Source organism: Devosia soli (assembly GCF_000970455.1).
GTDB classification, from domain to species: domain Bacteria; phylum Pseudomonadota; class Alphaproteobacteria; order Rhizobiales; family Devosiaceae; genus Devosia; species Devosia soli.
The window spans coordinates 61369-86222 of record NZ_LAJG01000048.1; the positions used below are offsets into that span (position 1 = coordinate 61369).

A 24854-nucleotide genomic window follows, 5' to 3' on the forward strand; every position below is an offset into this window, starting at 1 on the left:
ACGATATCGACCATGTCGAGCCTCCAGAAAGAGAGGTCCGCACACTCGCGCCGGAGCGCATAAAGTCTCCATACGGAAGATGTGTAGCCATTATAAAGTCGGCATAAAGAAAAGGCACCCGGAGGCGCCTTGGCTTAGAAGATTGCGGTGAGCACGGCGGCGAGGATCACCGGACAGAGGATGACGCCGGCAATAAGCACGGCCCCCTTGTCCGCGACGTCCTCGTGATGCCCCTCGAAAGGCAAGCCCCGGGTCTTGGCCGAACGGTAAAGCTGCCACCACATCAGAGCACCTTGGCGAGCAGCAGATGCTCGCTCCCCTTGAGATCGGCCATGGCTTCGCGTAGCTCCGCAGCTGTCACTGCGAGAGGCAGCTCCGGATTTTGGACTTCCGTCACGTCGTGAAGGCGGAAGAGAAATCCGTCAAAGCCTGTAATCATCAGCCAGCGCTTGCCCCTGCCATGGCGCGGGACGGTGAGGCGCAGCATCGGCAAATGGTGGCGCGACAGGTGCCCGATCAGCTTTTCCGGCGTCAGCGCATCGTCGTCGGCAACGATCCATTCTCCCAGATCAGGACCGATACGGCGACGCAGGCTCGAAGCAAGGCTCGGCGCCAGATGCACGAAGAAGCGACGGCGTGAAGCGGCCATGGCCATGCGGCAGGTCTCGCTTCCCGCGCCACCAGTCGCCAGTTCATGAGCAAGCACCTGCCGCGCCCGTGGCGTCAGGAGCATGCCGGCATCCAGCGCTCCCAATGCCGAAAGGAGGGTCTGCGATAAGGCGTCGGCCTGGCGCGCGGCGGGCTGCTGCGGCACTTCGATATCGCAATAGGACCGTGCCTGATGCCCGTTCCAGAGCCCAAACACCCAGCGGCCCTCGCCCACGCCGGCAAATCCGAAATGAAGGTAAAGCTGGGCCAGCCCATGCGCGCCAATTGGCTCATGGCCTTCGACAAGCGCTGCGCCCTGAGAGCGCGCCTGACCGATGGCCATGTCGATCAACAATTGTCCGACGCCCCGGCCACGAGCGTCCGGTGCCACGATCAACCATGCGAGCCTGGCTTCCGCCGCCATTGGCGCGTGGCACAAAAGTGCAGCGCCAACGACCAGTTGGCATTCGGTGGCGACAAGCACATACGCGCCGGGATCGCCGATCAGCCCCTGCCAGTCGGGCTGATCGCCGATCAGCCCCTGCCAGTCGGGCACTGTCCCGGTAAAGTGGCGGGAAAGGCCGACAAGCTCTTCGATATCATCGATTTGCGCACGGCGAAGGCGGGCGAATGTCTGCAGCCGCGTGCGCGGCATATGGTGCGTCATGACGGTAACCCCGGCCTAAACCCATGCCGCCAGTAGGGCGACGATCATCAGGGCATAGGCACCGAGCAGAAGGGCGATCACGACGCCTTCGGCCCGCGAGACGGTTCTCAGCGGCGCGCCGGTATCGATGCTATAAAACCAATGGGGACGATACATCCAGACACTCCTAACCTTGGTCAGGCTCATGAGGTGCCATGGAGCAGGATAAAGTCTCGATGGGGAAAGCGGCCCCGCGCATAAGCCGAGCGTAAAGCCGCTCTCAATAGGTCGCGCGGCCGCCCGAAAGGTCGAATACCGAGGCCGTGGTAAAGCTATTTTCAGCCGAGACCAGCCAGGCCACCATATTGGCCGCCTCTTCGACTTCGAGGAACCGCCCGCGCGGAATGCGGCTCAGCATATAATCGATAAATTCCGGCTTGAGCTCGTCCAGTATCCGCGTCTTGGCCGTTGCGGGAGTGATGGCATTGATAGCGATATCATATTTGGCGCATTCCTTGCCCACCGCCTTGGTCATGGCGATGACGCCGCCTTTTGCCGCGGCATAAGCCGCCGCGTTGGGATTGCCTTCTTTGCCGGCTATCGAGGCGATGTTGACGATGCGCCCATAGTTGCGCGCTTTCATGCCCGGCAGGATGGCGCGATTGACGTGAAAGGCGCCGGTGAGGTCGACATCGATGACGCGGTGCCATTCCTCGAGTTCATATTCGTCGAGCGGCGCATTCTTGCCGGCAATTCCGGCGGAGTGGACCAGGATGTCGATGACCCCGACGGTCTCGACCGCTAGGGCGACCGCCGCATAGTCGGTGATGTTGACCGTCACGGCGCTCGCCGAAAAGCCAAGCTCTTGCACCGCGGCATCGAGGAGGTCCGCATTCATGTCCCAGAGGCTGACTTTTGCGCCTGAGGCCACCAAGCGTCGCGCAATGGCAAAGCCGAGACCCTGCGCTCCGCCGGTCACGACGGCGACGCGGTTACTCAAGTCGATCTGGTTCATACTTTCCCCCGCCATATTCGGCTTGCTTGACGCCGACAATGACAGGCTAACAGGCCCCCGGAAAGAGCGTAGGGACCGATTACGTCAGCCGCAACATATGGTTGTCGAACAAAAATTCGAACTTCTGCGCAGGACGTTCCGCCCCGGCCATGCCGATCATTTCGCCCTTGCCGCTCGTCGCGACAAACCCTGCCTGGTCGGCGGCGAGCCCACAGCCGTTGCGCAGCGTTTCGACCAAGACCGGTCGCTTGCCATCCGTGTCGATCGCAACCAACAAGTCGCCCTCTGGCGAGGAGACTGCGATGCATCCACCATCGATCGAAGCGGCAACCGAACCGACATAATTGCGAAGATCGCTCAGCGTGCCGGGCGGCAGTTCAATCAGCCGGATCTCTCCATCCATGGTCGCATAGCCAACAAGCTGCGGCGTGTCGCTGGGCGCGCCCTTATATTGGCAACCGAACCAGACCCGGTTTCTTGCATCGACCGCCATGTGGCGGATCGAGAGCTGATGGAGGCCAGCATCGAGCCGGAGTTGCCCGATGAGCCTGCCGTCACGCCGGTCGATGAAGGCGACACTCGGGTCCATCGTATCGAGATTGAGCTCGGCCCGGCCGAAATCGGGATGCGTCTCGATCCCGCCATTGGCAACGACAAAGGTCAACCCATCGGGCATGAGCAGCATTTCATGCGGCCCGGTGCCATGTGTCGGAAACTCGCCGATTCGACGATAGCCGTCCGTCGCGTCATAGATGCCGATGACACCCTGCGCGGCCTCGAAATCGCTTTCGGTCGCGTAGAGCAATCTGCCGTCGGGCGAAAAGACGCCATGGCCGAAGAAGTGCCTTCCCTCCACGCTGGTCAGCGTTTGAGGCGCGTCGTTCCCAAATGGGTCGAACACCACGGCAAAGGTGCCCGGCTGGCGCGCAAAGACAACGCCCCGCCCAGCTTCACGACTGATGGTGATGTCATGCCCGCGATCGGGCAGTTCGATCGTCGAAATCACGTCGCCGCGCTCGCCCATCAGCACCGCGCCATAGCCACCGGCGGCGGTCTGGATAGAACTCGCAAAAACCAGATCATTGGCTTCAAGCGCCAGCAATTGCTGCGGCAGAAGGCTCGCGACAAACCCGGCACCGGCAGATTTCAAAAACGCGCGGCGCTGCCACATGCTCAGTCTCCGTCGAGCGAAGAAAAGCCGACACTGAGCCCGAGCGTGGCCGAAAGCTCTTCGCCGATAAGCCGCTGTAGCTCTTGTGTCGCCACAACAAGATCGTTGAGCGCCGCAGCCTGTGCCGGATCGGCAACCGCTTGTTCGACCGGCAACGTCACCTTATCGGCCGCTGCCTCGGCACGGTCGAAGGCGGCACTGACTTTGCCTGAGAGCGTTGCGTCGGTGATGATGCCCGATAGTTCGATAAGGCCACGCAGGCCATCGAGATTGGCCCGCAGCATCGGGATAGTCTGGTTCGAGCGCCAGAACAGCGCCTGCTTGGGGTTGGCCTTGCCATCGCCCTTGGCAATGAACGGATTGATGCGCGTGTAGCGCAGGCTCTCGATGCCATGCGAAACAAGCCCGACCACGGTCTCGAGAGACTCCGTCGTCGTCCGGTAATCCGAGTAGCCTGGCTCGGGCTGCGTCAGGCGCTTGGCGATGCCCTCGGGGTCCGCCCAGCCTTCCGACATTTCGCCCGCCATCTGCGCGAGATTTTGGCTGATCGCCTGGCCATAGGTACAACGGAACGCCCCATCCGGGGAAGTCAGCGCCTCGAAGCCAGTGCCGAACAGGACAAATTCCAGTGCTCCAAATCCCTGCACGGCCACGCTCTTGCCCTGCAACCCCTCAAGCTCAGTCGCGCTCGCATCTTTTTCCGCCAGCACCTGCTGCACTTGCCGCAGCCCGATGCCTTTGCGATCGGGCCAGAAGAGGATGCGATCTGCCCGATTATCGTCCATCAACGGCCCGAGACGCAAAAACTCGACTCGACCATAGGCCGCTGCCGCCTTGGCGAACGCGTCCTGCGCCAGACGAAGGTCGACCGGCATCGCGTTTTCGCACAGCGCCCCCATTGCAGAGGTCAGCTCATCGGCGCGAGCGGCGAAAGCCTTGGTTTGCGGACGGATGAAATTGCTTACGCTCGAGCGCAACATTTCCGAAGGGCTGATCACCTGCGCGGCCGCTGGCGAAACAAGCAGTACGGCGGCCAGCAGGGCACGAAGCAAGCGCATCAAAGGGATCCCAGAAAGTCCAACAGATTGGCACGTTCATCCTCGCTCATTGCGGCAAAAACATCGCGTGCCTTTTGCGCCTCCCCGCCATGCCAGAGAATGGCCTCGGTCAGGTTGCGCGCGCGCCCGTCATGGAGGAAAAATGAGTGGCCGGAAACCTCTTCGGTCAGCCCGATGCCCCAAAGCGGTGGCGTTCGCCATTCGACGCCCGATGCTTGCCCCTCCGATCGATGATCGGCCAGGCCCTCTCCCATGTCGTGCAGCAAGAAATCGGAATAGGGCCAGATCAACTGGAAGCGATGTGCGTGGTTTTCCGCATTCCGGCTGGTGACGAATTTCGGCACGTGGCAACTAGCGCAGCCTGCCGCATAAAATGCCGCCTTGCCCGCCAGCACGGCTTGGTCCTCGACATCACGGCGCTCCGGCACGCCGAGGGTCTGGGCATAAAAGGTCACGAGATCGAGCACCGGGTCCGGCGCCTCGCTTAGCCCCAGCCGCGCCTGCTCGCCCGTCGGCATCTTGAGACATTCAGGCTGGTTTTCGGTGCAGTCGCCATGCGGCAGGTTCACGAGCGGTGTTGAAATGCCGATATCACCCGCAAAGGCCGCTGCCGACTGGCTGCGGATCGTCGCCATTCCGGCCTTCCAGCCGAACCGGCCCAGCGCCACCGCCTTTGTCTCCGGGACAATGGTCCAGTTTGGCCGCCCTGATATCCCGTCGCCATCCTTATCGTCGGGATCGGCATGAACCATAATATCCTCGTCAGGGATTTGTTCGACCAGCCCGAGCCCGATCATCGGATTGGCGATGCGCGGCGACATCATGACGTCATCAGCCAGCGGCCCATAGGCGAGATCGGCGACCGAATAATGCGGCTCGCGCAAGGTCACCACGGTCCCGTCGCCGAGCGTCACCGGCAGGTCCGTGTAATCGATGACCATCCGCCCCTCGGCCTTCAGCCCCGGCACGGCAAAATCCTGCAATTGCGTGCCATAGACCGGATCGCCCACCTCGCCGGCAATGACGCCATCCATGGCAAGCCGCGTATCGGGCTCGCTCGGCGGCACCGAAAGGCGCAGGAACATCGAGACATTCTCCGCCTGCCCCTCGAATGGCGGATGCCCGCGTCCATCCTTGATGTGGCAACTCTGGCAGCCGCGGGCATTGAACAGCGGCCCGAGGCCATCCGACGCCTGCGTCGAACTCGGCGAACTCACCCAGATCTTTCGAAAAAGCGCATTGCCGAGCTTGAACTGCTCTTCCTGCTCGAAGCTGAGATTGTCGAGAAAATGGCTGAACGAATCCTGGTTCACAGAAAACCGCGTTGTGCCCTTGCCCGCCGGATTAGTTTCGAATTGCTCGGCCTTGGCAAAATCCGTCGCCGGCGCGGTCACGGCGCGCACCCGCGCCAGGTCTTCAGCGGAGAGATCAGTGCGCGTCCCGACCTCCTGAGCGACAACCATTCCACCCGCCAGGACGGCGATCAGCGCGAGGGCGAAACGGATTTGCATGCGGATACCAGATAAGTGGCTGTTGTCTTGCGCCCCCGACCCGCCGTCACCATCGGGCTTGTCCCGATGGTCCGTGCGGAGGCGAGATGGATTGCCGGGACACGCCCGGCAATAACGACCATAAAGAGTTTTACCCCCGCGTCCTACTGGAACACTGCGTCCGGATTGGAAAGCGAATCGCTGTCTTCTATGGTCACACCGTCGAGTTCGAGCAGCGCCACGGCCCGTTCGATGCCCCGCGTCTGGGCGATGAGCCCGTCGATCGCCGCCTGAACCACCGCATTGCCCTCGTCATTGCCTTCGCCGATCTGCTGATCATAGGCTTCGCCAGCCTCGGCACGGTCAGCCATGGCCTGCATTTTGGCGAGCGTATCGGCGAGCAACCCCTTGATTTCGGTATCGAGCGCGGCGTCCCTGGTGGCAATCACGTCCGACAGCGACGGGCCCTCAACGACCGAACCGTCAGTGCGCACATACTTGCCGAGATAAACGTTCTCGATGCCCTGCGCGTCCTCGAGATGGGAGACATGGGTATTGTCCGAGAAGCAGTCGTGCTCCTCTTCCGGATCATGCAGCAACAGCCCGAGCTTCATGCGCTCGCCAGCGAGTTCGCCAAAGCTCAGCGACCCCATACCGGTCAGGATGGCGGAAAGCCCCAGTTCCGGCAGCGCTGCGCGTGCTGCACCATCGGCCTGCCAATTGCCGACCATTTCCTCAAGATCGCTAACGAGCAAAGACGTCGCAGCCTTGAGATAGGCCGCACGCCGATCGGCATGCTCCGCTGTCGAGTAATCTGTGAAGGGTCGATCGCCCGCGCCTGGTCCTGTGCCGTTGAGGTCCTGCCCCCAAAGCAGAAACTCGATCGCATGGTAGCCCGTCGCGACATTGGATTCGACGCCCGCCGCTTCCTGCAATTCATCCTGCAGCAGCGCCGGCGTAATCTCGGTCGCATCGACCTCGCTGCCATCGACGGTGATCTTGGGGGTGGCGATGACATTGGCGACATACAATGCGTTGCTGTCGCTTTCGGTGCCATAGGCCGCCGCCACATAGTCGATCAGGCCCTCGTCGAGCGGCCAGGCGTTTACGCGGCCCTCCCATTCGTCAACGATGGGATTGCCGAAGCGGAACGCCTCGGTTTGCTGATAGGGAATGCGGGCTGCTTTCCAGGCTTCCCGTGCAGCATTCAGCGTTTCCTCGCTCGGATTGGCGATCAATGCATCGACCGCCGCCTCCAGCGCCTTGGCGGTCGAGAGGCTGTCCTCGTAGCCTGCCAGGGCCAGATCGGCATAATTGGCGAGCACCTCGGCATCGCTTGGCGCCTGAGCATAGACGGCGGCCGGCGCAACGGACAGCGCCAGGGAAAGAGCAAGACCGCGCAATGAGCGCTTGCCAAACGACAGCATCAACCATTCCTCCGGAGAAACTGAAAGGTGAATACGATTATCACCTTAAAAGATCAACTGTTGGTAGACATCCGACCCGCTCTAAATTAGACACACTATATCAGCTTTTACCGAAGGCGGCCGCGTGGGCCGCAGAGTGCCGTATGACCAAGTATCTGCCGCTTCTCGCCGGCGCCTTTGCCGCGCTTGGCTTTATCGCTCCCGTCGTTGCCCAGCAGGACGCCATCACCGTCTATAACGCCCAGCATGAAAGCCTGGCGCAGGAATGGGCGACCGCCTTCACCGAGGAAACCGGCATTCCGGTCATCCTCCGCCAGGGCTCCGATCTCGAAGTCGCCAACCAGATCCTTCAGGAAGGCGCGAATTCCCCGGCAGATGTGTTTTTGACTGAGAATTCTCCAGGCATGGCGCTGGTCGACAAGGCCGGGCTCTTCGAGCCCCTGCCCGCAGACCTTCTCGCCCAGGTGCCAGCCGAGTTCCGTCCCGAGAACGGCAACTGGACCGGGATTGCCGCCCGCTCCACTGTCTTCGCCTATAACAAGGACAAGCTGACCGAAGCCGATCTGCCGAAGACCATGGCCGAACTGGCAGATCCTAAATGGCAGGGACGCTGGGCCGCCTCGCCGAGCGGCGCCGATTTCCAGGCCATTGTTGCTGCCTATCTCGCGCTCGAAGGCGAAGAGGCCACGCTGTCGTGGCTCAAGGGCATGGCGGCGAACGCCGTCATCGTGCGCGGCAATCGCGCAGCCCTTGCCGCTACCAACAATGGCGAAGTCGATGGCGCGCTGATCTACCATTATTACTGGTTCGGCGATCAGGCCGGCACCAAGGAAAACAGCGACAAAGCCGCATTGCACTATTTCGGCAACGAGGACCCCGGCGCCTTCGTCTCGATCTCCGGCGGCGGCGTACTGGCTTCGAGCCAGCATAAGGAAGAAGCGCTCGCCTTCCTGAGCTTCATTACCGGCAAGGGCCAGGACGTGCTGCGCGATGGCACCTCGTTCGAATACGCCGTTGGTGTCGACCACGCCTCCAACCCAGCCTTGCCGCCGCTTGCCGATCTCGGTGCGCCCAAGATCGATCCGAGCCAGCTGGATAACGCCAAGGCTGCGGAGCTGATGACGGAAGCTGGGCTGCTCTAGCGGCTCATCACCCATGATGACCCCTTCACACCCACAGTGTCATTCCCGCGAAAGCGGGAACCCCTGTTTAAAACGGAGGTCCCCGCTTTCGCGGGGATGACAGGGTGGCTATTGGTGAGGTCATAGAGGCCCAGCGGCCACGCACGCTGCGCGTCCCGCGCGGCGGCAGCCACTCAGCCATCTTCCTTGCTGCGGGAATAACCGGCCTCCTCAGCCTCCTCCCGCTGCTCTTCGTTCTCTATGTCGCTGTCACCAGCGGCTGGGACACGATCGCAGACCTTGTCCTCCGGCCCAAAGTCGCAGCACTGCTGCTCAATACCGCGGCGCTCCTGCTCCTCGTTCTTCCGCTTTCCGCCACCCTGGCCGTCGCCTGCGCCTGGCTGATCGAGCGCACCGACCTGCCGCTCGCCCGGCTCTGGTCTTGGCTGATGGTCGCGCCCCTCGCCCTGCCCGCCTTCGTCCATTCCTATGCCTGGAGCGCCTTTGCGCCCCGCTTCCATGGCTTGGGAGCGGCCGTTCTCGTTTCCATTCTTGCCTACCTGCCCTTCGTCTACCTGCCCGTTGCCGCGCAGCTGCGCCGGCTCGATCCAGCCCTCGAGGAAACGGCACAATCCATGGGCAAGGCGCCGCTGGCCGTCTTCTTCCGCATCGTGCTGCCCCAGCTTCGCCTCGCCATCCTGGGCGGCGGCCTGCTGATCGGGCTGCATCTTCTCGCCGAATACGGCCTCTTCGTTCTTACGCGCTTCGATACCTTTGCCACCGTGATCGTCGATCAGTTCCAGTCGGTCTATAATGGTCCCTCGGCCAACCTCCTTGGCGGCGTGCTGGTGCTGCTCTGCCTCGGACTCCTGGGCCTCGAAACCGGGTTGCGCGGCGACGAACGCTATGCCCGGGTAGGGACTGGCGCTGCCCGGCAGCGCCGCCGCGTAATGCTCGGCCGTTGGAAGTGGCCGGCGCTTGCTCTGTTGACAGCTTTTGCACTGCTTTCGCTCGCCGTGCCGATCCTGACATTATCGCGCTGGCTAATCGCCGGCGGCGCCGAGATCTGGCGCCTCGATTTTATCCTCCCGGCCCTCGGACAGACCGCCACCTTGGCCTTTGCCGGTGCCGCGCTCACCACCCTTGCCGCCCTGCCCATGGCATGGCTGACCGTTCGCGCACCGAGCCGCATGCAAAAACTGCTCGAAGCCGCCCATTCCTATGTGGGGGCCCTGCCCGGCGTCATCATCGCGCTGGCTCTCGTGACCGTCACGGTCAATGTCGCGCTCCCGCTCTATCAGACCATCGCCACACTGCTTTTCGCATATGCGCTGATGTTCCTGCCCCGCGCCCTTGTCGGCCTCCGCACCAGCATTGCCCAGGCGCCGGTCGAACTCGAACGCGCGGCCCTCAGCCTAGGCCGTAAGCCCGTTTCGGCCATCTGGCACACGACGGTTCGTCTGGCCGCGCCCGGTGCATTGGCCAGCGCAGCCCTTGTCGGTCTTGGCATCACTACCGAATTGACGGCGACGCTGATGCTGGCGCCAAACGGCACGCGCACGCTCGCCATGCGCTTCTGGTCCTATACGAGCGAACTCGACTTTGCCGCGGCGGCGCCTTATGCGCTGCTCATGATCGTTCTTTCCATTCCGCTCGTCGTGCTGCTTCACGCCAAGGCCGATCGCGCAGACCAGGCCTGACATGCTGCAGCTCTCCGGACTCACCAAAACCTATGGCGATCAGCCTGGCGTCGACCGCGTCGATCTCGCCGCGCCTTCCGGCAGCCGCACTGTGATCGTTGGACCATCGGGCTCGGGCAAGACGACACTTTTGCGCCTCATCGCCGGTTTCGAAACGCCGGATGCCGGCAACATCACCCTTGATGGCCGCCCTCTCGATACCGTACCGCCGCATCAGCGCAACATCGCCTATGTTGCTCAGGAAGGCGCGCTCTTCCCCCATATGAGCGTTGCCGAAAACATTGGCTTCGCCATACCGCGCCAAGCAAGCAATCGCGAAAGCCGTATCGACACGCTCCTTGCCCGCGTTGGCCTTTCCGCCGCGATGAAGTCGCGGCGTCCGCACGAACTTTCGGGCGGACAGCAACAGCGCGTCGCCCTCGCCAGGGCCCTCGCTCAGCAGCCGGCCCTGATGCTCCTCGATGAGCCTTTTTCCGCCCTCGATACCGGTCTTCGCGAAGCCATGCGCGACATGGTCGAAGCGGTTCTGCGCGAGGCCGGTATCGCTTCGATTCTAGTGACCCACGACCAGTCCGAAGCCCTCGCTTTCGCCGATCATCTCGTTGTCATGCGCGATGCCCGTATTGCCGATGCCGGCCAGCCGCAACGACTTTATGAGCAGCCGATCGATATCGAGACCGCCAAATTCCTTGGCGAAACGATCATTTTCGAAGCAGCGATTCGCGGCGGCGTTGCTGACACCCCCCTTGGTCCGCTCGCTGTCGATCACTCTGACACGGCCAAGGCGACCATTCTCGTCCGCCCCGAGCAGGTGCGCATTGCAGAAAACGGCACTTTGGCCCGCATCCTCCACAGCAGCTATCGCGGCGCCGCGCGCCGGCTAGAGCTCGAATGCCAGAGTGCCGGCCACTTCTCGATCGACGTTCCAGCCGCCACCTCCCTGACACAAGGCGACAGTGTGTGTCTTGCGGTTAACGGGCGGGGCCACGTGTTCCGCAGCAGATGAAAAGCCCGGCACATCTAGTGTTCACCATGTAGCGCAACGTCGCTTTCCTGGATCATAGGCAGTGCTTCGTTCCAAGGCATCCATCCGTTTCGCGCATCCGATACCTGAGGTATGCTAGCGCGCGAATGGGTGGCGCACATTTGGCCGCGGCTCGGGTTCATGGAGTAGCGATGTATCTTCCCGAGCATTTCAAGGAAGTGGACCCTGCCGAGATTGCCCAGATCATCAGCTCAGCGCCGCTTGGCTGCATAATCGCCCACACTGTTGAGGGATTGGTAGCCAATCATGTGCCGCTATTCATCGACAAGATAGGTGACGTTATCGGGCATTTTGCCTTGGCCAACGAAATGCATCGCCTTGTGCCGGCCGGCACGGAGGTGTTGATCGTCTTTCGCGGCGTCGATGGATATGTCTCGCCAAACTATTATCCCAGCAAGAAAGAGCACCACGGCGCGGTACCGACCTGGAATTATCAGGCCGTCCACCTCTACGGGACCATCACCTTCCAACATGACGTCAGCAGCAAACGCGCAGCTGTCGGCATCCTGACGCGGGCGCATGAACGCGCCGTCAATGGCGATGGAGCCTGGCACATGGCAGATGCGCCGGCCGACTACATGACCGAGATGCTCGATAAAATCGTGGCGTTTCGCGTCGCGGTGACACGCACGATTGCCAAATCCAAGCTCAGTCAGAACCGCGACCAACCCGACCGCGATGGCGCGATTCATGGGATGCGAAACGCCGGCTACGAGGCGCTCGCCGAAAAGATGGCGCGGAAAGACTAGACCCGGCCCGCCCACCGCTCCTGCAACGACCTGCCGAATCCGCCCATGAAGGGAGCGAAGAACAGGACGATCGACTTGAAATAGTGGATCAGCAGGAACAATGCCGTCAGTACGATCGCACCGACGATGATCACCAGCTCTAGCGACAGCCCGATGGACTTGAGCCAAGCGGTCAGGAGCATGCCTGGCAAGATGTGCGCCGCCGCCCAGGCAAAGGCGGAACTGACATTGATGATAGAGAACCAGCGATAAGGCATGCCCATCATGCCGGCGATGCCGGGGACCACGGCTTTTACGCCGGGAATGAAGCGGCCGATAAACACGGACTTGCCGCCATGCTTGGCAAAGAACGCCTCGCCCCGCTCGAGCAGATCAATATAGTTCCGGAACGGCCAGATGGTCTTGATCCTGTCCTTGAGTGCAAAGCCAACGGTGTAGGACACCGCGTCGCCAATCACAGCGCCAAGAACCGCCGCGAAATAAATCGGCCAGAAGGGCAGCTTTCCGGTGGCGATGATGCCCCCAACGAGCAGGAGCACCGGGGTCGAGGGCACGAAAAGCCCAAGTATGAAGACCGCCTCACCAATCGACACGAGAAAAATAAAGCCGATCGACAGCCAGAAATTGTCCGAGACGGAATTGAGAAGCGTCTCGAGCCAGGCCGAAATGGTGTGCAGGTATTCAATCATGAGGCGTGAACCGGGAAGAACTGCTGTTTTTGAGAACGTCGGTCATAGCAGCCTAACGCGCGCCCCACACTCGGGTCTCGGTTAAGTACTGCAAACATAGTGCACCGAGACCTATATAGAATATCCTCCAGCGCGCGGAAAACCAGCTGTGATTGCCATGCGCCGATGACAAACGGGCGATCCGGTAAACGGGTAATGTCGAGGAAGGCACCGGCAAGGCGCCTCGCCCACTGGGTCAGGCTTCGGCATCTGCCTCGACGGTCACGAGGCCACGGTTGCGCAGCAGCGCTTTGACGTCCGGGTCGCGACCGCGAAAGAGACGATAGGCCTCGGCAAAATCGCGCTTGCCACCGGCTGAATAGATGAAATCGTGCAGCCGCTTGGCCGTTTCGGCGTCGAATGGGTCTCCGGCTTCCTCAAACGCTTCGAAGCCGTCGGCGTCGAGCACCTCGCTCCAGAGATAGCTGTAATAGCCCGCGGCATAACCATCGCCGGCGAACAAATGGAGAAAGTGGGTGCTGGCATGGCGAAGGGCGATCTCGCGCGGCATGTTGATACTGTCGAGCACGGCCTTCTCAAACTCGGCGACAGAGCCATTCATCGGCTGGGAATGATAATCCATGTCGAGAATGGCGGATGATACGAACTCGACTGTCTCGAAACCGGTATTGGCAGTCCGTGCGGCATGCATCCGCTCAAGCAGCTCTTCCGGAATGGGTTCGCCGGTTTCGACATGGGTGAATTGGGCCAAAACCGGCGCGGCTTCGAGCCAATGCTCATAGATCTGGCTGGGCAGTTCGACAAAATCGCGCACGACGCTGGTGCCAGAAATTCGCGGATAGGTCACATCCGAGAGCAGACCATGAAGCCCATGCCCCATCTCATGAAAGACGGTCCGCGCTTCGTCGAGCGAAAGCAGCGCCGGCTGGCCCTCGGGCGGTTTGACGAAATTGCAGGTATTGACGATGAATGGGATTTGCTCGCCATCGAGCTTGGACTGATCGCGGAACGAGGTCATCCAGGCGCCTGATCGCTTCCCCGGCCGCGCAAAATAATCGCCGTAGAAGAGGCCGATGATCTTGCCTGCCCGGGCGACCTCCCAGACACGCACGTCCGGATGATAGCCAACGATGTCTTCACGCGGAGCGAAGGTCAGCCCAAAGAGCTTTTGGGCAACGAAGAAGGACGCATCGATGACCTTTTCAAGCTGCAGATATGGCTTGAGCGCGTTCTCGTCGAAATCGTAGCGCGCGAGACGGAGCTTTTCGGCGTAGAACCGCCAATCCCAGGCTTCGAGCGGCTCGGCCTGACCTTTTGACCTGGCAAGCGCCTCGAGAGCTTCGCGATCGGCTTCCGCGCGTTTCCGGCCGCCATCCCACACTTCTTCGAGCAGGTCCCGCGCCGCCTTCGGAGTTCCTGCCATGGAGTCGGCGAGTTTATAGGCTGCGTAGCTCTCGTAGCCGAGTAGACGCGCCTGCTCCGCGCGCAGTGCGACGATTTCTTCGATCACCTGTGAATTGTCGTTCTTGTTGCCGTTGGCGCCGCGCTTGACGAAAGCGTCCCAGATTTTCTCGCGCACGCTACGATCGGTAGCAAAATGCAGGATCGGCTCGACGCTCGAGCGCGACGGCGTCACAGCGTATGGCGCATTGATCTTGCGATCGCGCGCAGTCTCCGCAGCCGCAGCGCGCGCAAAATCGGGCAGCCCATCCATCTCCGCTTCCGAAAGGGGAAAGACGGTTTCCTGTTCGTCAGCGAGCACATTCTGGCCAAACTGCGTACCAAGTGCTGCCAGATGCTCAACGATTTCCGCAAAACGTCCCCGTTCCGCCTCGGTCAATTTGGCACCGGCGCGCACGAAATCGAGGTAATAACGCTCGAGCACTCTTTGGGCTTCGGGATCAAGACCGAGTTCGCCTCGCGCGTCGTAAAGCCTTTCGATCCGGGAAAAGAGATTGGGGTCGAGGAAGATCGCATTCCAATGCCGAGCGACCAGCAAGACCACCTCGCGCTCGACGGCCTGCAACGCATCGCTAGTCGCGGCAGAAGTGAGCTGGCTGAAGACCATTTCTACCCGTCGCAGCAGCTTTCCCGAGCGTTCGAGCGCTGCAATGGTGTTTTCGAAGGTCGGGGCAGCGCCGTTTGCGCCGATGGCGACGACTTCCGCCTTGTGCTGGTTCAGCGCCTCAACGAAGGCCGGCTGGAAGTGGCTGGTTTCGATGCGGTCGAATGGCGGCGCCTCATAGGGCGTGTTCCAGGCTTCAAAGAACGGATTGGTCACGGGCAGGCTCCTTATTGGCGCCTAACGTGGCGGCAAGAACCGATTTGGGCAAGGTCAGAGGCTCGGGTCTGATGTCGACGACACTATGCTTTCACCCTGCGCGCAGGCGCAGAGATGAGCGCCGTTGTCGCGAGGAGAGCCGCAATGAGCACAGGGACCACGATCCAATAGGAAAAGCGAATACCATAATGTTCTGCGATGAACCCGAGGAGCGGAGGGCCGGCAAAGAACACGACGAAGGTCATCTGCGAGAGTGCCGCCACATTGACCGAGGCAGGGCGATCGGTTCGTCGCGCCGCTGCCGAGATGGCGAGTGGATAGACCGACGAGCACCCTATGCCTGACAGCAAAAAGCCGACAAGGGCGAGCCAAGGACTGGGCGCCGAGGCAACCAGTGTCACGCCGACGATCGCGAGGATGAGCAGGACAGTTGCCACACGCCGCGGACCAAAGCGATCGACAACCGGATCCATGCTCAACCGCCCAATCGCGATCGCGAGCGAGAACAGCGTGACGCTAAGACCGCCGATGAACGGCTCGACTGCGAAGACGTCGCGCATATAGATCGCCGACCAATCCACGCCCGCCCCTTCGACAAAGAGAGGCGCGGCCCCCAGGAGGCAGAGCGGCAAGAGACCGAGGGTCGGGAAGGCAAAGGGTGGCGTTGCGCCCGTATGGTCCTCGGCGCGTTTGGGTGCATTCTCCATCCTGGAAAAGACGATAGCGCCCGAGACCACCACCACGATGAACATAACGAAAAGGTGGGCTTCGATCGAAATCTGCGCCTGACGAACGACCGCCGCAATCAATGCGGTCACAAAAAACCCAAGGCTCCACATGCCATGGACGCGGCTCATGATGCGCCGTCCCATCTGGCCCTCGTGCCGGTCTGCTTCGACATTGGCGTTGATCTCGAGGGCCCCACAGAGAAGGCCGGCAGCAAAGAACAACGGCGCCGCCCACAGGGCCGATGGCATCCACGGAATAAGGGCATAGAAAAAGGAAGCACCGAAGACGGTGATCATCGTGGTTAGCCGCGCGCCTGCCCGCTCAACCAGCCTTCCACCAAAGGTCAGCCCGCAAAGAACGCCAAAGGACATGGTGATCAGCATCAGCCCCACCTGCCCCTCGGTCAGCGCGAATTTGGTCTGCAAATCCGGCAGGCGAGAAAGCAGGGCGCCCATGGACAGTGCCAGGGCGAACTGCAGGAAATAAATGCGTTGATGGGGCTTCATGGGCATGGCTCGAAGGCAGGATGCCGCTCGTCTACTCGATTTGAGCAGCAGACCCAATGCGCCAGGAAAACAATTCGGCCGGCACGATGCGCCGGCCACCCCTGGTCCTAACGGTGGATCGGCTCCTTGCGGTGCCAGTTATCGAGCTTTCGCGAAGGCTTATGCGGCTGCATTGCCCATTCGATGCCGTTGCCGATCACATGTTGCACCATGGGATGGTGATAGATCGGGAAGGTCTCGTGTCCGGGCGAGAAGTAGAAGATGCGGCCGAGACCACGGTAGAAGGTGAGACCCGAGCGGAACACTTCGCCGCCCTTGTACCAGGAGAGGAAGACGATTTCGTCGGGCGCTGGGATGTCGAAAGGCTCGCCATACATTTCCGAAGCTGGAATTTCGAAAAAGGGAGGCACGCCATCGGCGATGGGGTGATTGGGCAGGATGGTCCAGACCCGTTCCAGATCGCCTTCCGGCAGTTCGCGCCATGAAAGATTGGCATTGGTGCCCACCATGCGGCGGAACATTTTCGAATGGTGGCCGGAGTGGAGGACAACGAGGCCCATTCCGGCCAAGACACGCTGCTGTACGCGGTCGATATATTCGTCCTTGACCTCATCATGGGCAACATGGCCCCACCAGGTCAGCACATCGGTGCGATCGAGCAGGTCCTGCGTCAGGCCCTGCTCCGGATCATCGATCGTCCGGCGTTCGATCGTAAAATCTCGGTCCTTGAAGCCGTCCGCGAGCGCCCCGTCCATGCCGTCGGGATAGATCTTTGCCACCGGTGGATCGTTCTTCTCGTGGCGCCCCTCGTTCCACATGGTCAGGCGAATCGTCAAAATAATCTCCAAGCAAGCGGTCAGTGAGCGACGGTGATAAAATGTACACGTATACACATGTTCGACAAGTCGCTGTGAGCCCAATCTTCCACAGCTCAAGATTCCAGCACTTTTCCAAGCGTGGACAGTTTGCGACACCGGCAAACCTGATGTACACGTGTTCACAAAATGAAGGAGGAGCTGAAGATGGTTTTGCGATTGGGCGTCATTGGCGCAGGCCTCAAGGCAGCCGACTATGCCAAGGGGTGGGCGGCAATGCCGGACGTCGAAATCGTCGCCACCGCCGAAGTCAGCGACGTGTCGCGCAAGCGCTTCGCCGATACCTGCGAGTCGGTGGGCGCCCCTCGCCCCGCCGAATATGACAGCGCCGAAGCCATGCTCGCCGCCATGCAGGGACAGATGGACGCTGTCTACGTTTCGACCCCGCATGTCTTTCATGGCGCCAATGCCTTGGCCGTCGTCGAAGCGGGGTTCGACCTGCTCCTTGAAAAGCCGATGGTGACCACGGTCGAAGAAGCGCTGGCGCTCGTCGAAGCGGAAAAGCGCACCGGGCGGACCGTCGTCATCGCCTTCCAGGGCGGCCTTTCGCCGCTCGTCCATGACACCAAAAACCGCGCCCGCCGCGGCGACTTCGGCGACCTTGTCAGCGTCAATGCCTCGATCTGGGAGGGCTGGGCCAAGAACTATGCCGGCCAGTGGAAGCAGAACCCCGCCATCTCCGGCGGCGGCTTCATGTTCGATACCGGCGCCCACATGATGAACACCGTCTGCGTACTCGCCGATGCCGAATTCGAGCGACTCTCCGCTTATGCCAACAATCGCGGCCTCGCAGTCGATCTCGCGACGGCCGTCGCCGCCCGCCTCAGCAATGGCGCCCTGGTCACCTTCAATGCCGCCGGTGATGGTCCTCCCGGCTGCGCTTCGGCAATTACGTTCTTATATACCAAGGCGATCGTCCGCATCGACGCCTGGGGCGCCTGGCGCGAAGTGACGATCAACGGCGTCGCAGAAGGGCGGGAAGAAAACGAAATCCGCGACACGCCGATGCAGACCTTCCAGGCGGTGCGGGACGGCCGCATGGAAAATCCGTCGACGGTTGCCAATGGCCTGCGCTTTGCCCGGCTCTGGGACGCCATCAAGGCATCGGTGGCTGGCGATGGCACCCCCATTGCCATAGAGGTGTCATAAACCTCTCAAGCGGAACGGCCGGCATGCGACGCAAAGGGCTGACATCGGTAGGACTGGCCAAGCTTGCCGGCGTCTCTTCCGCCACCATTTCGCGCGCCTTTTCCGCCGATGCCAAGATCAAGCCGGAAACGCGAGCGCGCATCCTCGCGCTCGCCGATGAGCATGGCTACCGCCCCAACGCCATGGCGCGCTCACTTAACATGAGCCAATCGCGTCTCGTGGCGCTGGTGGTGAACACAGTTGCCAATCCCGCCGAAGGCGAAGGCCTCGACCAATTGGTCCATCGCCTTCAGGCCCGGGAGCGCATGCCGCTTCTGCTTTGCTGCGCCAACCATGAAGACCGCAGCCAGCTAATGCGACTTGCCTCGACCTACCGGGTCGACCACGTCGTGCTTTATTCCGACGCCGTCTCGATCGACGACGCCATCGATATTTTCCGGTCGGCAGTGCTCGTCGTCGCCTCTTCTGAACCCCTCCATGGCCGGGCAGTCTCCGACGTCCGGCTCGATGCTGCCGCGGCAACGCGAGAGGTGGTCGATCACCTCGTTGCCGAGGGCCGGCGCCGCTTTGTCTATCTCTCGGGCCGCTCCTCGAGCCATATCGACAAGCAGCGCATGGATTGGTTTTCCATTGCGCTCGGCGCACACGGCCTCGCCTTCGATCTCGTCGAACATGGCGATTATTCCTACGAGTCAGGGTATAAGGAAGCCGTCTTGTTGCTGCGACGCGGTCGGCCCGACGCGATCATCGCTGCCAATGACCTGATGGCAGTCGGCATCAAGGATGCAGCGTCCCTTCTCGACATCCGCGTCCCCGAAGATCTGGCCATAGTCGGCCATGATGGCGTGGCCCTTGCCAATTGGGAATCTCATTCGATCACGACGATCATGCCACCAAGCGGCAAGGTCAGCGAAGCACTCGCCGACATCATTGATCGTGACCCCGCGGCACCGCCCGTCCAGCAAGCGATCGAATGCGTGGTGCGCTGGGGACGAAGCACGGGCCTTGACATGCCGCCTCACCACAACGCCGCGCGCAAAACCATTCCCCTGGCAAAGCACTCATTAGATAAATAAATTGAACAAGCTCCGCACTGAATAGGCTGGGCTGATTGGACAAATTCGTTTATGGTGCGCCGACGTTTGCGGCCTAGGTCGGCTGCCTCTTCCGGACTATCCGGCTCCAATGCATGCGAACGTAAGACCCCGATTGCATGTCGCACTTGGGAAACCGCTCGCAAGCAGAGCATCAGGATATAGACATATGGCCATTAAGGGCACCGTGAAATTCTTCAACACCACCAAGGGCTTCGGCTTCATCCAGCCGGAATCTGGTGGCAAGGACGCCTTTGTCCACATTTCTGCCGTTCAGCGTTCGGGTCTCGATGGCCTCTACGAAAACGACAAGGTCGAGTACGAACTGCAGACCGGCCGTGACGGCAAGGAATCGGCGACCAACCTCAAGCTGCTCGAGCAGTAAGGTTTTCAAGGGCGCCGCTGCAAACGGCGCCCTCAACTTTTTGGCGGGTGAGTTGCAGGCCTTGACGGCCTCCTCATTCTGCCTGCTTTCCGGCAAGGACGCACTCAAACTGCTGCTCGCCTGAGCACAGGAAACCACGGCAGGCCCGCCGCGAAAAACATCTGCCCAACCCGTTGAAAAGCCGGTCATCCGAGGGCAACTTCTCTTCGACTTTCGAGCCCGTTTTGCAGGCGAAAGAACGAAGGAAAAAACAAGATGAAACTCTCGACCGTGCTGGCCGCCATCGGCCTTGCGACACTGGCGACCCCCGTCTTCGCCCAGTCCGCCCTCGACCAGATCAAATCGGCCGGCACGCTCCGGATCGGCACCGAAGGCACCTACGCGCCCTTCACCTTCCACGATGATACCGGGGCTCTCGTCGGCTTCGACGTGGAAATCGGCGAAGCAATTGCCGAGCATCTCGGGGTCAAGGCCGAGTTCATCGAAGGTCCCTGGGATGGCCTGATCGCCGGCATCGACGCCAACCGCTATGACGTCGTCATCAATCAGGTCGGCATTACCGATGAGCGCAAGGCGAAGTACGATTTCTCCGAGCCCTACATCGCGTCCAAGGCTGCACTGGTCGTCAAAGACGACAATACCGACATCACGAGCTTTGAAACGCTTGCCGGCAAGAAGGCCGCACAGAGCCTGACCAGCAATTTCGGCAAGCTGGCGGAGTCCTATGGCGCCGAGCTCGTCGGTACGGAAGGCTTTGATCAGTCTATAGCTCTCGTCATCCAGGGCCGCGCCGATGCGACCATCAACGACAGCCTCTCTTTTTACGATTTCAAGACTCAGCAGCCCGATGCGCCGGTCAAGATCGTCGCTACGGCCGACAATGCCGATTATTCGGGCGTGATCCTGGCCAAGGGTAAGCCGGAACTGCTCGCGGCTATCAACGAGGCGCTCGAAGCCATCAAGGCCGATGGCGCCTATACGGCCATCTCCGAGAAATATTTCGGCGAAGACGTCTCGCAGTAGCCGCCATCACGGTTAGCCTTTACAAGGATCGGCCAACAGGCCGATCCTTTTCCTTGAGCGAGACCAGATGCCGCATTGGCTCACCTTGATGATCGACTCGCTGCCCTCGCTTTTGTGGGCCTGCCTGTTGTTCACCGTTCCGCTGACACTTTTGTCATTCGCTCTCGGGCTGGGCGTCGGCTTTCTTGCCGCCGTCATTCGGCTCTTTGCGCCCTGGCCCTTTGCCGCCGTGGTCCGGTTTTACGTCTGGATCATCCGCGGCACGCCACTCCTCGTGCAGCTATTCCTGATTTTTTACGGCCTGCCTAGCGTCGGCATCGTGCTCGACGCCTTTCCCGCAGCCCTCATCGGCTTCACGCTCAATGTCGGCGCCTACACGTCCGAGATCGTCCGTGCCGTGCTTCTAGCTGTGCCGAAGGGCCAGTGGGAGGCGGCTTTTTCGATCGGCATGACTTGGTCGCAGGCGATGCGCCGAACCATCCTGCCGCAAGCCGCGCGTATCGCCGTGCCTCCACTGTCCAACACCTTCATTTCGCTGGTGAAGGATACTTCGCTGGCCGCCGCCATCACCGTGCCAGAGCTTTTCCGCGCCGGGCAACGCATCGTCGCGACGAGTTACGAGCCTTTGATCCTTTATATTGAAGTCGCGCTGATCTACCTCGTTGTCAGCTCCGCACTCTCATCCCTGCAGGCGCGCGTTGAAAAGCGCTTCTCCCGCTATGGCGGCTATCTCGAGGCGGCCTCATGATTACCCTCGACAACATCGAGAAAAGCTTCGGCGACAATCATGTGCTCCGTGGCGTCAGCATTGCCGTGCCCGAGGGTAGCGTCACAGCTTTGATCGGCGCCTCGGGCAGCGGGAAGAGCACGTTGCTTCGCTGCGTCAACCTTCTCGAAATTCCGCAATCCGGCACAGTCCGCGTCGATGACACTGCGATCTCATTCGCGCCAGGCGCCAGGATCGGCCGGGACGCCATACTCGCCTTGCGCCGCAAGACCGGCATGGTCTTCCAAAACTTTCAGCTTTTCCCGCACCTCACCGTACTCGGCAATGTCATGGAGAGCCTGACGACCGTGCTGAAGTGGCCTAGGGAGAGAGCCGAAGCCAGGGCGCGCGATCTGCTCGAGAAGGTCGGCATGACGGCAAAGGCAGATGCCTGGCCATCGAGCCTGTCGGGCGGCCAGCAGCAGCGCGTCGCCATTGCCCGTGCTTTGGCGCCCTCCCCGCGCGTACTGCTCTGCGACGAGCCGACCTCGGCGCTCGATCCTCAATTGGCGGCCGAGGTGGTAGAGGTTCTCGCCCAGCTCGCGCGCGACGGCACAACCATGCTGATGGCGACGCACGATCTGCGCCTCGCGGCAACGATCGCCTCCAATGTCGTTTTTCTCCAAGCCGGCACGGTCATCGAGGCGGGCCCGGCCCAGCAGGTTTTTCACAAGCCAGCGCAAGAGCAGACCCGAAAATTCATCTCGGTGCTCACCGCCCAGGCCAGCGGCTAAGCGGCTTCCTTTTCCGCATAACGCGAGCGCGATTGAACGATCGCCGGATGGTTCTCCATAGCCCATATCCGGAGCGACTTGATCGGCACGAGGAGGCTTCTCCCAAGCGGAGTGAGACTGTAATCGACCCGGGGCGGCACGATTGGCGTGACCACCCGCTCTATGATGCCGTCCTTTTCGAGCTCGCGCAGCACCGTCGTCAGCGATTTCTGCGTCACATCGCCGATCTCCCGCTTGAGTTCGGAAAAGCGCTTCGCTCGTTCTTCGAGGAGGCTCACCACCAGCACCGACCACTTGGCGCCGATAATCGTCAGGATATCCCTCGCCGCCCCGCAATAGGCCAGGGCATGTGATTGTTGCTGAGGTTTCATGACAGATACTCCGGTATCAAACAGGTGCCGTCTTGTGCAGCAGTGTGAGCATAGTCCATAAGCATTCAGTATCCAACGGAAACTAAAGTCTCCGCTGGATACGATCACAAGATTTGCCTTAGGTCGATCCGGGTCCTCCTCCCGTGGTCGACCCCTGCGCCTTCAAGGACTACTTTAATGACACTCAAACTCAAGATCATAATCGGCAGCACCCGCCCCGGCCGCGTTGGGCCCACCATTGCCAAGTGGGTGGAAGAGGCTGCGCGAACGCACGGCAAGTTCGACGTCGAGCTTGTCGACCTTCTTGAGCTCAAACTGCCGCTGCTCGATGAAGCGGTTCACCCGGCAATGCAGAAGTACGAACATCCGCATACGAAACGCTGGGCCAAGATCGTTTCGGAAGCGGACGCCTTCATCTTCGTCTCGCCTGAATACAATTTCTTTGCGCCCGCTTCGCTCGTAAACGCCATTCAGACCCTGCTCAAGGAATGGGGTTACAAAGCTGCAGGGGTCGTGAGCTATGGCGGCATTTCAGGCGGCCTGCGTGCCGCCCAGACGCTCCGCCAGCTTCTTGGGAATGTGAATGTCCACGCACTGTCGCAGACGGTTCCCGTGCCGATGTTCTCGCAGTTCATCGGCGAAGACGGCGTCTTCCGCGCCAATGAGGCCATGACCGCCGGGTTGAACACTCAGCTTGAGGAACTGCACAAATGGGCCGGTGCCCTCAAGCCGTTGCACCAGCCGGCCGAAAAGCGCGAAGCCGCTTGATCGCGAGGCGGGCGCGATGCCCGCCTATTCGCTGCGTCCGAGCGTGAGAACAATCTGCAAGACGCCATCCTCCGGGATAGCAAGCTTCTTGCGGACAGCATCCTTGAGCGGCAGTAAGTAGCCGCCGTCCTTGGGAAAAAGTGACGTACAAAACGGCACGGACTGGATCGAGACCGTCACCGGAATAACGCCCCAGCCATAAGAAAAGACCTTGCGAAGACGGCTGATCTTGTCTGCCACCTCCGCTGGGATCGCGGCGAAGAAATAGGGCGCGGGACCGCGCCACTGAATGACCTGGGCTTCGAACGTGAAGCGATCCATATCGCCCTCCATTGCAAAGCAAGAATGATCCGGCAAAGGGTCGACAGCAAGTTGTGAGGCCGCTTGCGGCTCCTTCGATGTGCTCCTAAACCAGAGGCCCAATTGGAGAACGATCGTGGATACGCCCTTTGCATTCGCCCCCGGACAACTCGATCGGGCCGCGCACCTGCGCGCCAGCGATGATGTGTCAAAGGATCCGAGGGCCCTGGCCCTGGTCTTTTGGCGTGGCAAGCTTCTGGCAGCAGATGATGGGCATCCCGTTGCAGTGCGGCTTGATCATCCGGCCCTATCCGATCGCCGCGACCATCCCATTTTCCTTGGCCTGACGCCCGATGGACCGCGCTTCGCAGTCGATCTACCGCTCTGGACGCCACCAGAGGACGCGGCGACCATCGGTCAGTTCGTCGACCAGAGCCTTCAGGTCCACCCTGCCTGGCCAGAGGCAAGGCTCGTCGAGGTGCGTAGCGTCATGCCAGGCCTGACGGTGCTTGAGGGCGAATGCGTCGCCACTGGCCGCGCACTTCTCACCTGGCACTCCACCCACCGCTTCTGCGCCAATTGCGGGGCGGAAAGCAACGTCGAGAGTCTCGGCTGGGTCCGCAAATGCCCGAAATGCGGCACGCAGCATTTTCCGCGCACCGATCCGGTCGTGATCATGGCGATTACCCGGGGCGACAACCTGCTGCTCGGCCGGGGTCCAAGCTGGCCGGAACGGATGTATTCGCTGCTGGCAGGATTCGTAGAGCCCGGCGAAACCATCGAAGCGGCGGTTAGACGGGAAGTTCTTGAAGAGAGCCATATCGAAGTTGCAGCCGTGCGCTATGTGACCTCGCAGCCCTGGCCCTTTCCAATGTCACTGATGTTCGGGTGTCACGGGGAGGCTGTCAGCGACCTTATCACCATCGATCCAGTGGAATTGGCGGATGCGCGCTGGGTCAGCCGGGACGATGTGCTTTTGATCCTTGCGGGCACGCATCCGGACATCAACAGCCCGCGCCCTGGGACCATTGCTGCAGCGCTAATTTCGGCATGGGCCGATGGCCACCTTTTTGAGGCGACGCACTGGCACAACTAAGTGATCGCGCCGCGGGGA

Annotated in this window: 26 protein-coding genes; 12 read left to right on the plus strand and 14 right to left on the minus strand. The window is 61.1% G+C overall.

Features of this window, described 5'->3' with window-relative positions; genetic code table 11:
* Positions 1–134: 134 nt before the first annotated feature.
* From VW35_RS21715 to VW35_RS18830, 8 genes are all read right to left on the minus strand, one after another.
* Positions 135–284: a hypothetical protein gene (locus tag VW35_RS21715; protein WP_161796949.1), complete on the minus strand. Its 150-nt coding sequence runs from the start codon at positions 282–284 to the stop codon at positions 135–137.
* A complete protein-coding gene (locus VW35_RS18805; protein ID WP_046144641.1) occupies positions 284–1315 on the minus strand; it encodes a GNAT family N-acetyltransferase in 1032 nt (343 codons plus the stop codon). Before VW35_RS18805 ends, VW35_RS21715 begins: the two co-directional genes overlap by 1 nt.
* 15 nt (positions 1316–1330) lie before the next feature.
* Positions 1331–1471 (minus strand): hypothetical protein, encoded by a 141-nt coding sequence (locus VW35_RS21720; protein ID WP_161796950.1) that lies wholly within the window; start codon positions 1469–1471, stop codon positions 1331–1333.
* A 103-nt stretch (positions 1472–1574) separates the two neighbouring features.
* The gene (locus tag VW35_RS18810; RefSeq protein WP_046144642.1) at positions 1575–2309 is read right to left on the minus strand and encodes an SDR family NAD(P)-dependent oxidoreductase; all 735 of its coding nucleotides are present in this window, start codon (positions 2307–2309) and stop codon (positions 1575–1577) included.
* Between the two features lie 79 nt (positions 2310–2388).
* On the minus strand, positions 2389–3480 hold the full coding sequence (locus tag VW35_RS18815; protein WP_046144643.1) for a DUF1513 domain-containing protein: 1092 nt from the start codon (positions 3478–3480) through the stop codon (positions 2389–2391).
* 2 nt (positions 3481–3482) lie between these two features.
* On the minus strand, positions 3483–4538 hold the full coding sequence (locus VW35_RS18820; RefSeq protein ID WP_046144644.1) for an imelysin family protein: 1056 nt from the start codon (positions 4536–4538) through the stop codon (positions 3483–3485).
* On the minus strand, positions 4538–6001 hold the full coding sequence (locus VW35_RS18825) for a di-heme oxidoreductase family protein (protein ID WP_244465950.1): 1464 nt from the start codon (positions 5999–6001) through the stop codon (positions 4538–4540). The genes VW35_RS18820 and VW35_RS18825 overlap by 1 nt, the downstream gene beginning before the upstream one ends.
* Positions 6002–6192: 191 nt before the next feature.
* On the minus strand, positions 6193–7455 hold the full coding sequence (locus VW35_RS18830) for an imelysin family protein (RefSeq protein ID WP_046144646.1): 1263 nt from the start codon (positions 7453–7455) through the stop codon (positions 6193–6195).
* A gap of 143 nt (positions 7456–7598) precedes the next feature.
* Here VW35_RS18830 and VW35_RS18835 point away from each other — a divergent pair, with 143 nt between their 5' ends.
* The 4 genes from VW35_RS18835 to VW35_RS18850 all read left to right on the plus strand — a co-directional run bounded on the left by VW35_RS18835 (position 7599) and on the right by VW35_RS18850 (position 12070).
* Complete coding sequence (locus tag VW35_RS18835) at positions 7599–8597, plus strand: iron ABC transporter substrate-binding protein (protein ID WP_046144647.1); 999 nt, start codon at positions 7599–7601, stop codon at positions 8595–8597.
* 110 nt (positions 8598–8707) lie between these two features.
* Positions 8708–10276 carry an ABC transporter permease gene (locus tag VW35_RS18840; protein WP_425283798.1) on the plus strand — a complete coding sequence of 523 codons (1569 nt, stop codon included), beginning with the start codon at positions 8708–8710 and terminating at the stop codon, positions 10274–10276.
* A gap of 1 nt (position 10277) precedes the next feature.
* The gene (locus VW35_RS18845) at positions 10278–11282 is read left to right on the plus strand and encodes an ABC transporter ATP-binding protein (protein ID WP_046144648.1); all 1005 of its coding nucleotides are present in this window, start codon (positions 10278–10280) and stop codon (positions 11280–11282) included.
* 170 nt (positions 11283–11452) lie between these two features.
* Complete coding sequence (locus VW35_RS18850; protein ID WP_046144649.1) at positions 11453–12070, plus strand: FMN-binding negative transcriptional regulator; 618 nt, start codon at positions 11453–11455, stop codon at positions 12068–12070.
* On the opposite strand, the gene VW35_RS18855 is transcribed toward VW35_RS18850, so the two are convergent.
* The 4 genes from VW35_RS18855 to VW35_RS18870 all read right to left on the minus strand — a co-directional run bounded on the left by VW35_RS18855 (position 12067) and on the right by VW35_RS18870 (position 17111).
* Entirely contained in the window at positions 12067–12759 is a 693-nt protein-coding gene (locus VW35_RS18855; protein ID WP_052951875.1) for a DedA family protein, read from the minus strand. The two genes, VW35_RS18850 and VW35_RS18855, sit on opposite strands and share 4 nt — an antisense overlap.
* A gap of 235 nt (positions 12760–12994) precedes the next feature.
* Positions 12995–15040: a M3 family metallopeptidase gene (locus VW35_RS18860; RefSeq protein ID WP_244465946.1), complete on the minus strand. Its 2046-nt coding sequence runs from the start codon at positions 15038–15040 to the stop codon at positions 12995–12997.
* 83 nt (positions 15041–15123) lie between these two features.
* Complete coding sequence (locus tag VW35_RS18865; protein ID WP_046144651.1) at positions 15124–16275, minus strand: MFS transporter; 1152 nt, start codon at positions 16273–16275, stop codon at positions 15124–15126.
* 107 nt (positions 16276–16382) lie between these two features.
* Entirely contained in the window at positions 16383–17111 is a 729-nt protein-coding gene (locus VW35_RS18870; RefSeq protein ID WP_046144894.1) for a ThuA domain-containing protein, read from the minus strand.
* 186 nt (positions 17112–17297) lie between these two features.
* Between VW35_RS18870 and VW35_RS18875 the strand changes: the two genes are divergently transcribed.
* From VW35_RS18875 to VW35_RS18900, 6 genes are all read left to right on the plus strand, one after another.
* Positions 17298–18299, plus strand: coding sequence for a Gfo/Idh/MocA family protein (locus VW35_RS18875; RefSeq protein ID WP_046144895.1), 1002 nt, complete (start codon positions 17298–17300; stop codon positions 18297–18299).
* Between the two features lie 23 nt (positions 18300–18322).
* Entirely contained in the window at positions 18323–19375 is a 1053-nt protein-coding gene (locus VW35_RS18880; protein ID WP_052951876.1) for a LacI family DNA-binding transcriptional regulator, read from the plus strand.
* Positions 19376–19562: 187 nt separating this feature from the next.
* Complete coding sequence (locus VW35_RS18885) at positions 19563–19778, plus strand: cold-shock protein (RefSeq protein WP_046144652.1); 216 nt, start codon at positions 19563–19565, stop codon at positions 19776–19778.
* A gap of 255 nt (positions 19779–20033) precedes the next feature.
* Positions 20034–20801, plus strand: a complete 768-nt coding sequence (locus VW35_RS18890) for an amino acid ABC transporter substrate-binding protein (protein WP_046144653.1) — start codon at positions 20034–20036, stop codon at positions 20799–20801.
* 67 nt (positions 20802–20868) lie between these two features.
* Complete coding sequence (locus VW35_RS18895) at positions 20869–21549, plus strand: amino acid ABC transporter permease (protein WP_046144654.1); 681 nt, start codon at positions 20869–20871, stop codon at positions 21547–21549.
* A complete protein-coding gene (locus VW35_RS18900) occupies positions 21546–22301 on the plus strand; it encodes an amino acid ABC transporter ATP-binding protein (protein ID WP_046144655.1) in 756 nt (251 codons plus the stop codon). Before VW35_RS18895 ends, VW35_RS18900 begins: the two co-directional genes overlap by 4 nt.
* Here VW35_RS18900 and VW35_RS18905 read toward each other — a convergent pair.
* A complete protein-coding gene (locus tag VW35_RS18905; RefSeq protein ID WP_046144656.1) occupies positions 22298–22672 on the minus strand; it encodes a winged helix-turn-helix transcriptional regulator in 375 nt (124 codons plus the stop codon). The genes VW35_RS18900 and VW35_RS18905 overlap by 4 nt on opposite strands.
* 177 nt (positions 22673–22849) lie before the next feature.
* Between VW35_RS18905 and VW35_RS18910 the strand changes: the two genes are divergently transcribed.
* Entirely contained in the window at positions 22850–23440 is a 591-nt protein-coding gene (locus VW35_RS18910) for an NADPH-dependent FMN reductase (RefSeq protein WP_046144657.1), read from the plus strand.
* A gap of 24 nt (positions 23441–23464) precedes the next feature.
* On the opposite strand, the gene VW35_RS18915 is transcribed toward VW35_RS18910, so the two are convergent.
* Complete coding sequence (locus tag VW35_RS18915; protein WP_052951900.1) at positions 23465–23761, minus strand: DUF1905 domain-containing protein; 297 nt, start codon at positions 23759–23761, stop codon at positions 23465–23467.
* A gap of 115 nt (positions 23762–23876) precedes the next feature.
* Between VW35_RS18915 and nudC the strand changes: the two genes are divergently transcribed.
* Positions 23877–24836 carry an NAD(+) diphosphatase gene (nudC, locus tag VW35_RS18920; RefSeq protein WP_200896914.1) on the plus strand — a complete coding sequence of 320 codons (960 nt, stop codon included), beginning with the start codon at positions 23877–23879 and terminating at the stop codon, positions 24834–24836.
* Positions 24837–24854 lie beyond the last annotated feature (18 nt).

Excerpts from the sequence above, each read along its gene's own strand:
- VW35_RS21715 (WP_161796949.1), bottom strand. The coding sequence starts at position 284 with ATGTGGTGGCAGCTTTACCGTTCGGCCAAGACCCGGGGCTTGCCTTTC.
- VW35_RS18805 (WP_046144641.1), bottom strand. The coding sequence starts at position 1,315 with ATGACGCACCATATGCCGCGCACGCGGCTGCAGACATTCGCCCGCCTT.
- VW35_RS21720 (WP_161796950.1), bottom strand. The coding sequence starts at position 1,471 with ATGTATCGTCCCCATTGGTTTTATAGCATCGATACCGGCGCGCCGCTG.
- VW35_RS18810 (WP_046144642.1), bottom strand. The coding sequence starts at position 2,309 with ATGAACCAGATCGACTTGAGTAACCGCGTCGCCGTCGTGACCGGCGGA.
- VW35_RS18815 (WP_046144643.1), bottom strand. The coding sequence starts at position 3,480 with ATGTGGCAGCGCCGCGCGTTTTTGAAATCTGCCGGTGCCGGGTTTGTC.
- VW35_RS18820 (WP_046144644.1), bottom strand. The coding sequence starts at position 4,538 with ATGCGCTTGCTTCGTGCCCTGCTGGCCGCCGTACTGCTTGTTTCGCCA.
- VW35_RS18825 (WP_244465950.1), bottom strand. The coding sequence starts at position 6,001 with ATGGTTGTCGCTCAGGAGGTCGGGACGCGCACTGATCTCTCCGCTGAA.
- VW35_RS18830 (WP_046144646.1), bottom strand. The coding sequence starts at position 7,455 with ATGCTGTCGTTTGGCAAGCGCTCATTGCGCGGTCTTGCTCTTTCCCTG.
- VW35_RS18835 (WP_046144647.1), top strand. The coding sequence starts at position 7,599 with ATGACCAAGTATCTGCCGCTTCTCGCCGGCGCCTTTGCCGCGCTTGGC.
- VW35_RS18845 (WP_046144648.1), top strand. The coding sequence starts at position 10,278 with ATGCTGCAGCTCTCCGGACTCACCAAAACCTATGGCGATCAGCCTGGC.
- VW35_RS18850 (WP_046144649.1), top strand. The coding sequence starts at position 11,453 with ATGTATCTTCCCGAGCATTTCAAGGAAGTGGACCCTGCCGAGATTGCC.
- VW35_RS18855 (WP_052951875.1), bottom strand. The coding sequence starts at position 12,759 with ATGATTGAATACCTGCACACCATTTCGGCCTGGCTCGAGACGCTTCTC.
- VW35_RS18865 (WP_046144651.1), bottom strand. The coding sequence starts at position 16,275 with ATGAAGCCCCATCAACGCATTTATTTCCTGCAGTTCGCCCTGGCACTG.
- VW35_RS18875 (WP_046144895.1), top strand. The coding sequence starts at position 17,298 with ATGGTTTTGCGATTGGGCGTCATTGGCGCAGGCCTCAAGGCAGCCGAC.
- VW35_RS18880 (WP_052951876.1), top strand. The coding sequence starts at position 18,323 with ATGCGACGCAAAGGGCTGACATCGGTAGGACTGGCCAAGCTTGCCGGC.
- VW35_RS18885 (WP_046144652.1), top strand. The coding sequence starts at position 19,563 with ATGGCCATTAAGGGCACCGTGAAATTCTTCAACACCACCAAGGGCTTC.
- VW35_RS18890 (WP_046144653.1), top strand. The coding sequence starts at position 20,034 with ATGAAACTCTCGACCGTGCTGGCCGCCATCGGCCTTGCGACACTGGCG.
- VW35_RS18895 (WP_046144654.1), top strand. The coding sequence starts at position 20,869 with ATGCCGCATTGGCTCACCTTGATGATCGACTCGCTGCCCTCGCTTTTG.
- VW35_RS18900 (WP_046144655.1), top strand. The coding sequence starts at position 21,546 with ATGATTACCCTCGACAACATCGAGAAAAGCTTCGGCGACAATCATGTG.
- VW35_RS18905 (WP_046144656.1), bottom strand. The coding sequence starts at position 22,672 with ATGAAACCTCAGCAACAATCACATGCCCTGGCCTATTGCGGGGCGGCG.
- VW35_RS18910 (WP_046144657.1), top strand. The coding sequence starts at position 22,850 with ATGACACTCAAACTCAAGATCATAATCGGCAGCACCCGCCCCGGCCGC.
- VW35_RS18915 (WP_052951900.1), bottom strand. The coding sequence starts at position 23,761 with ATGGATCGCTTCACGTTCGAAGCCCAGGTCATTCAGTGGCGCGGTCCC.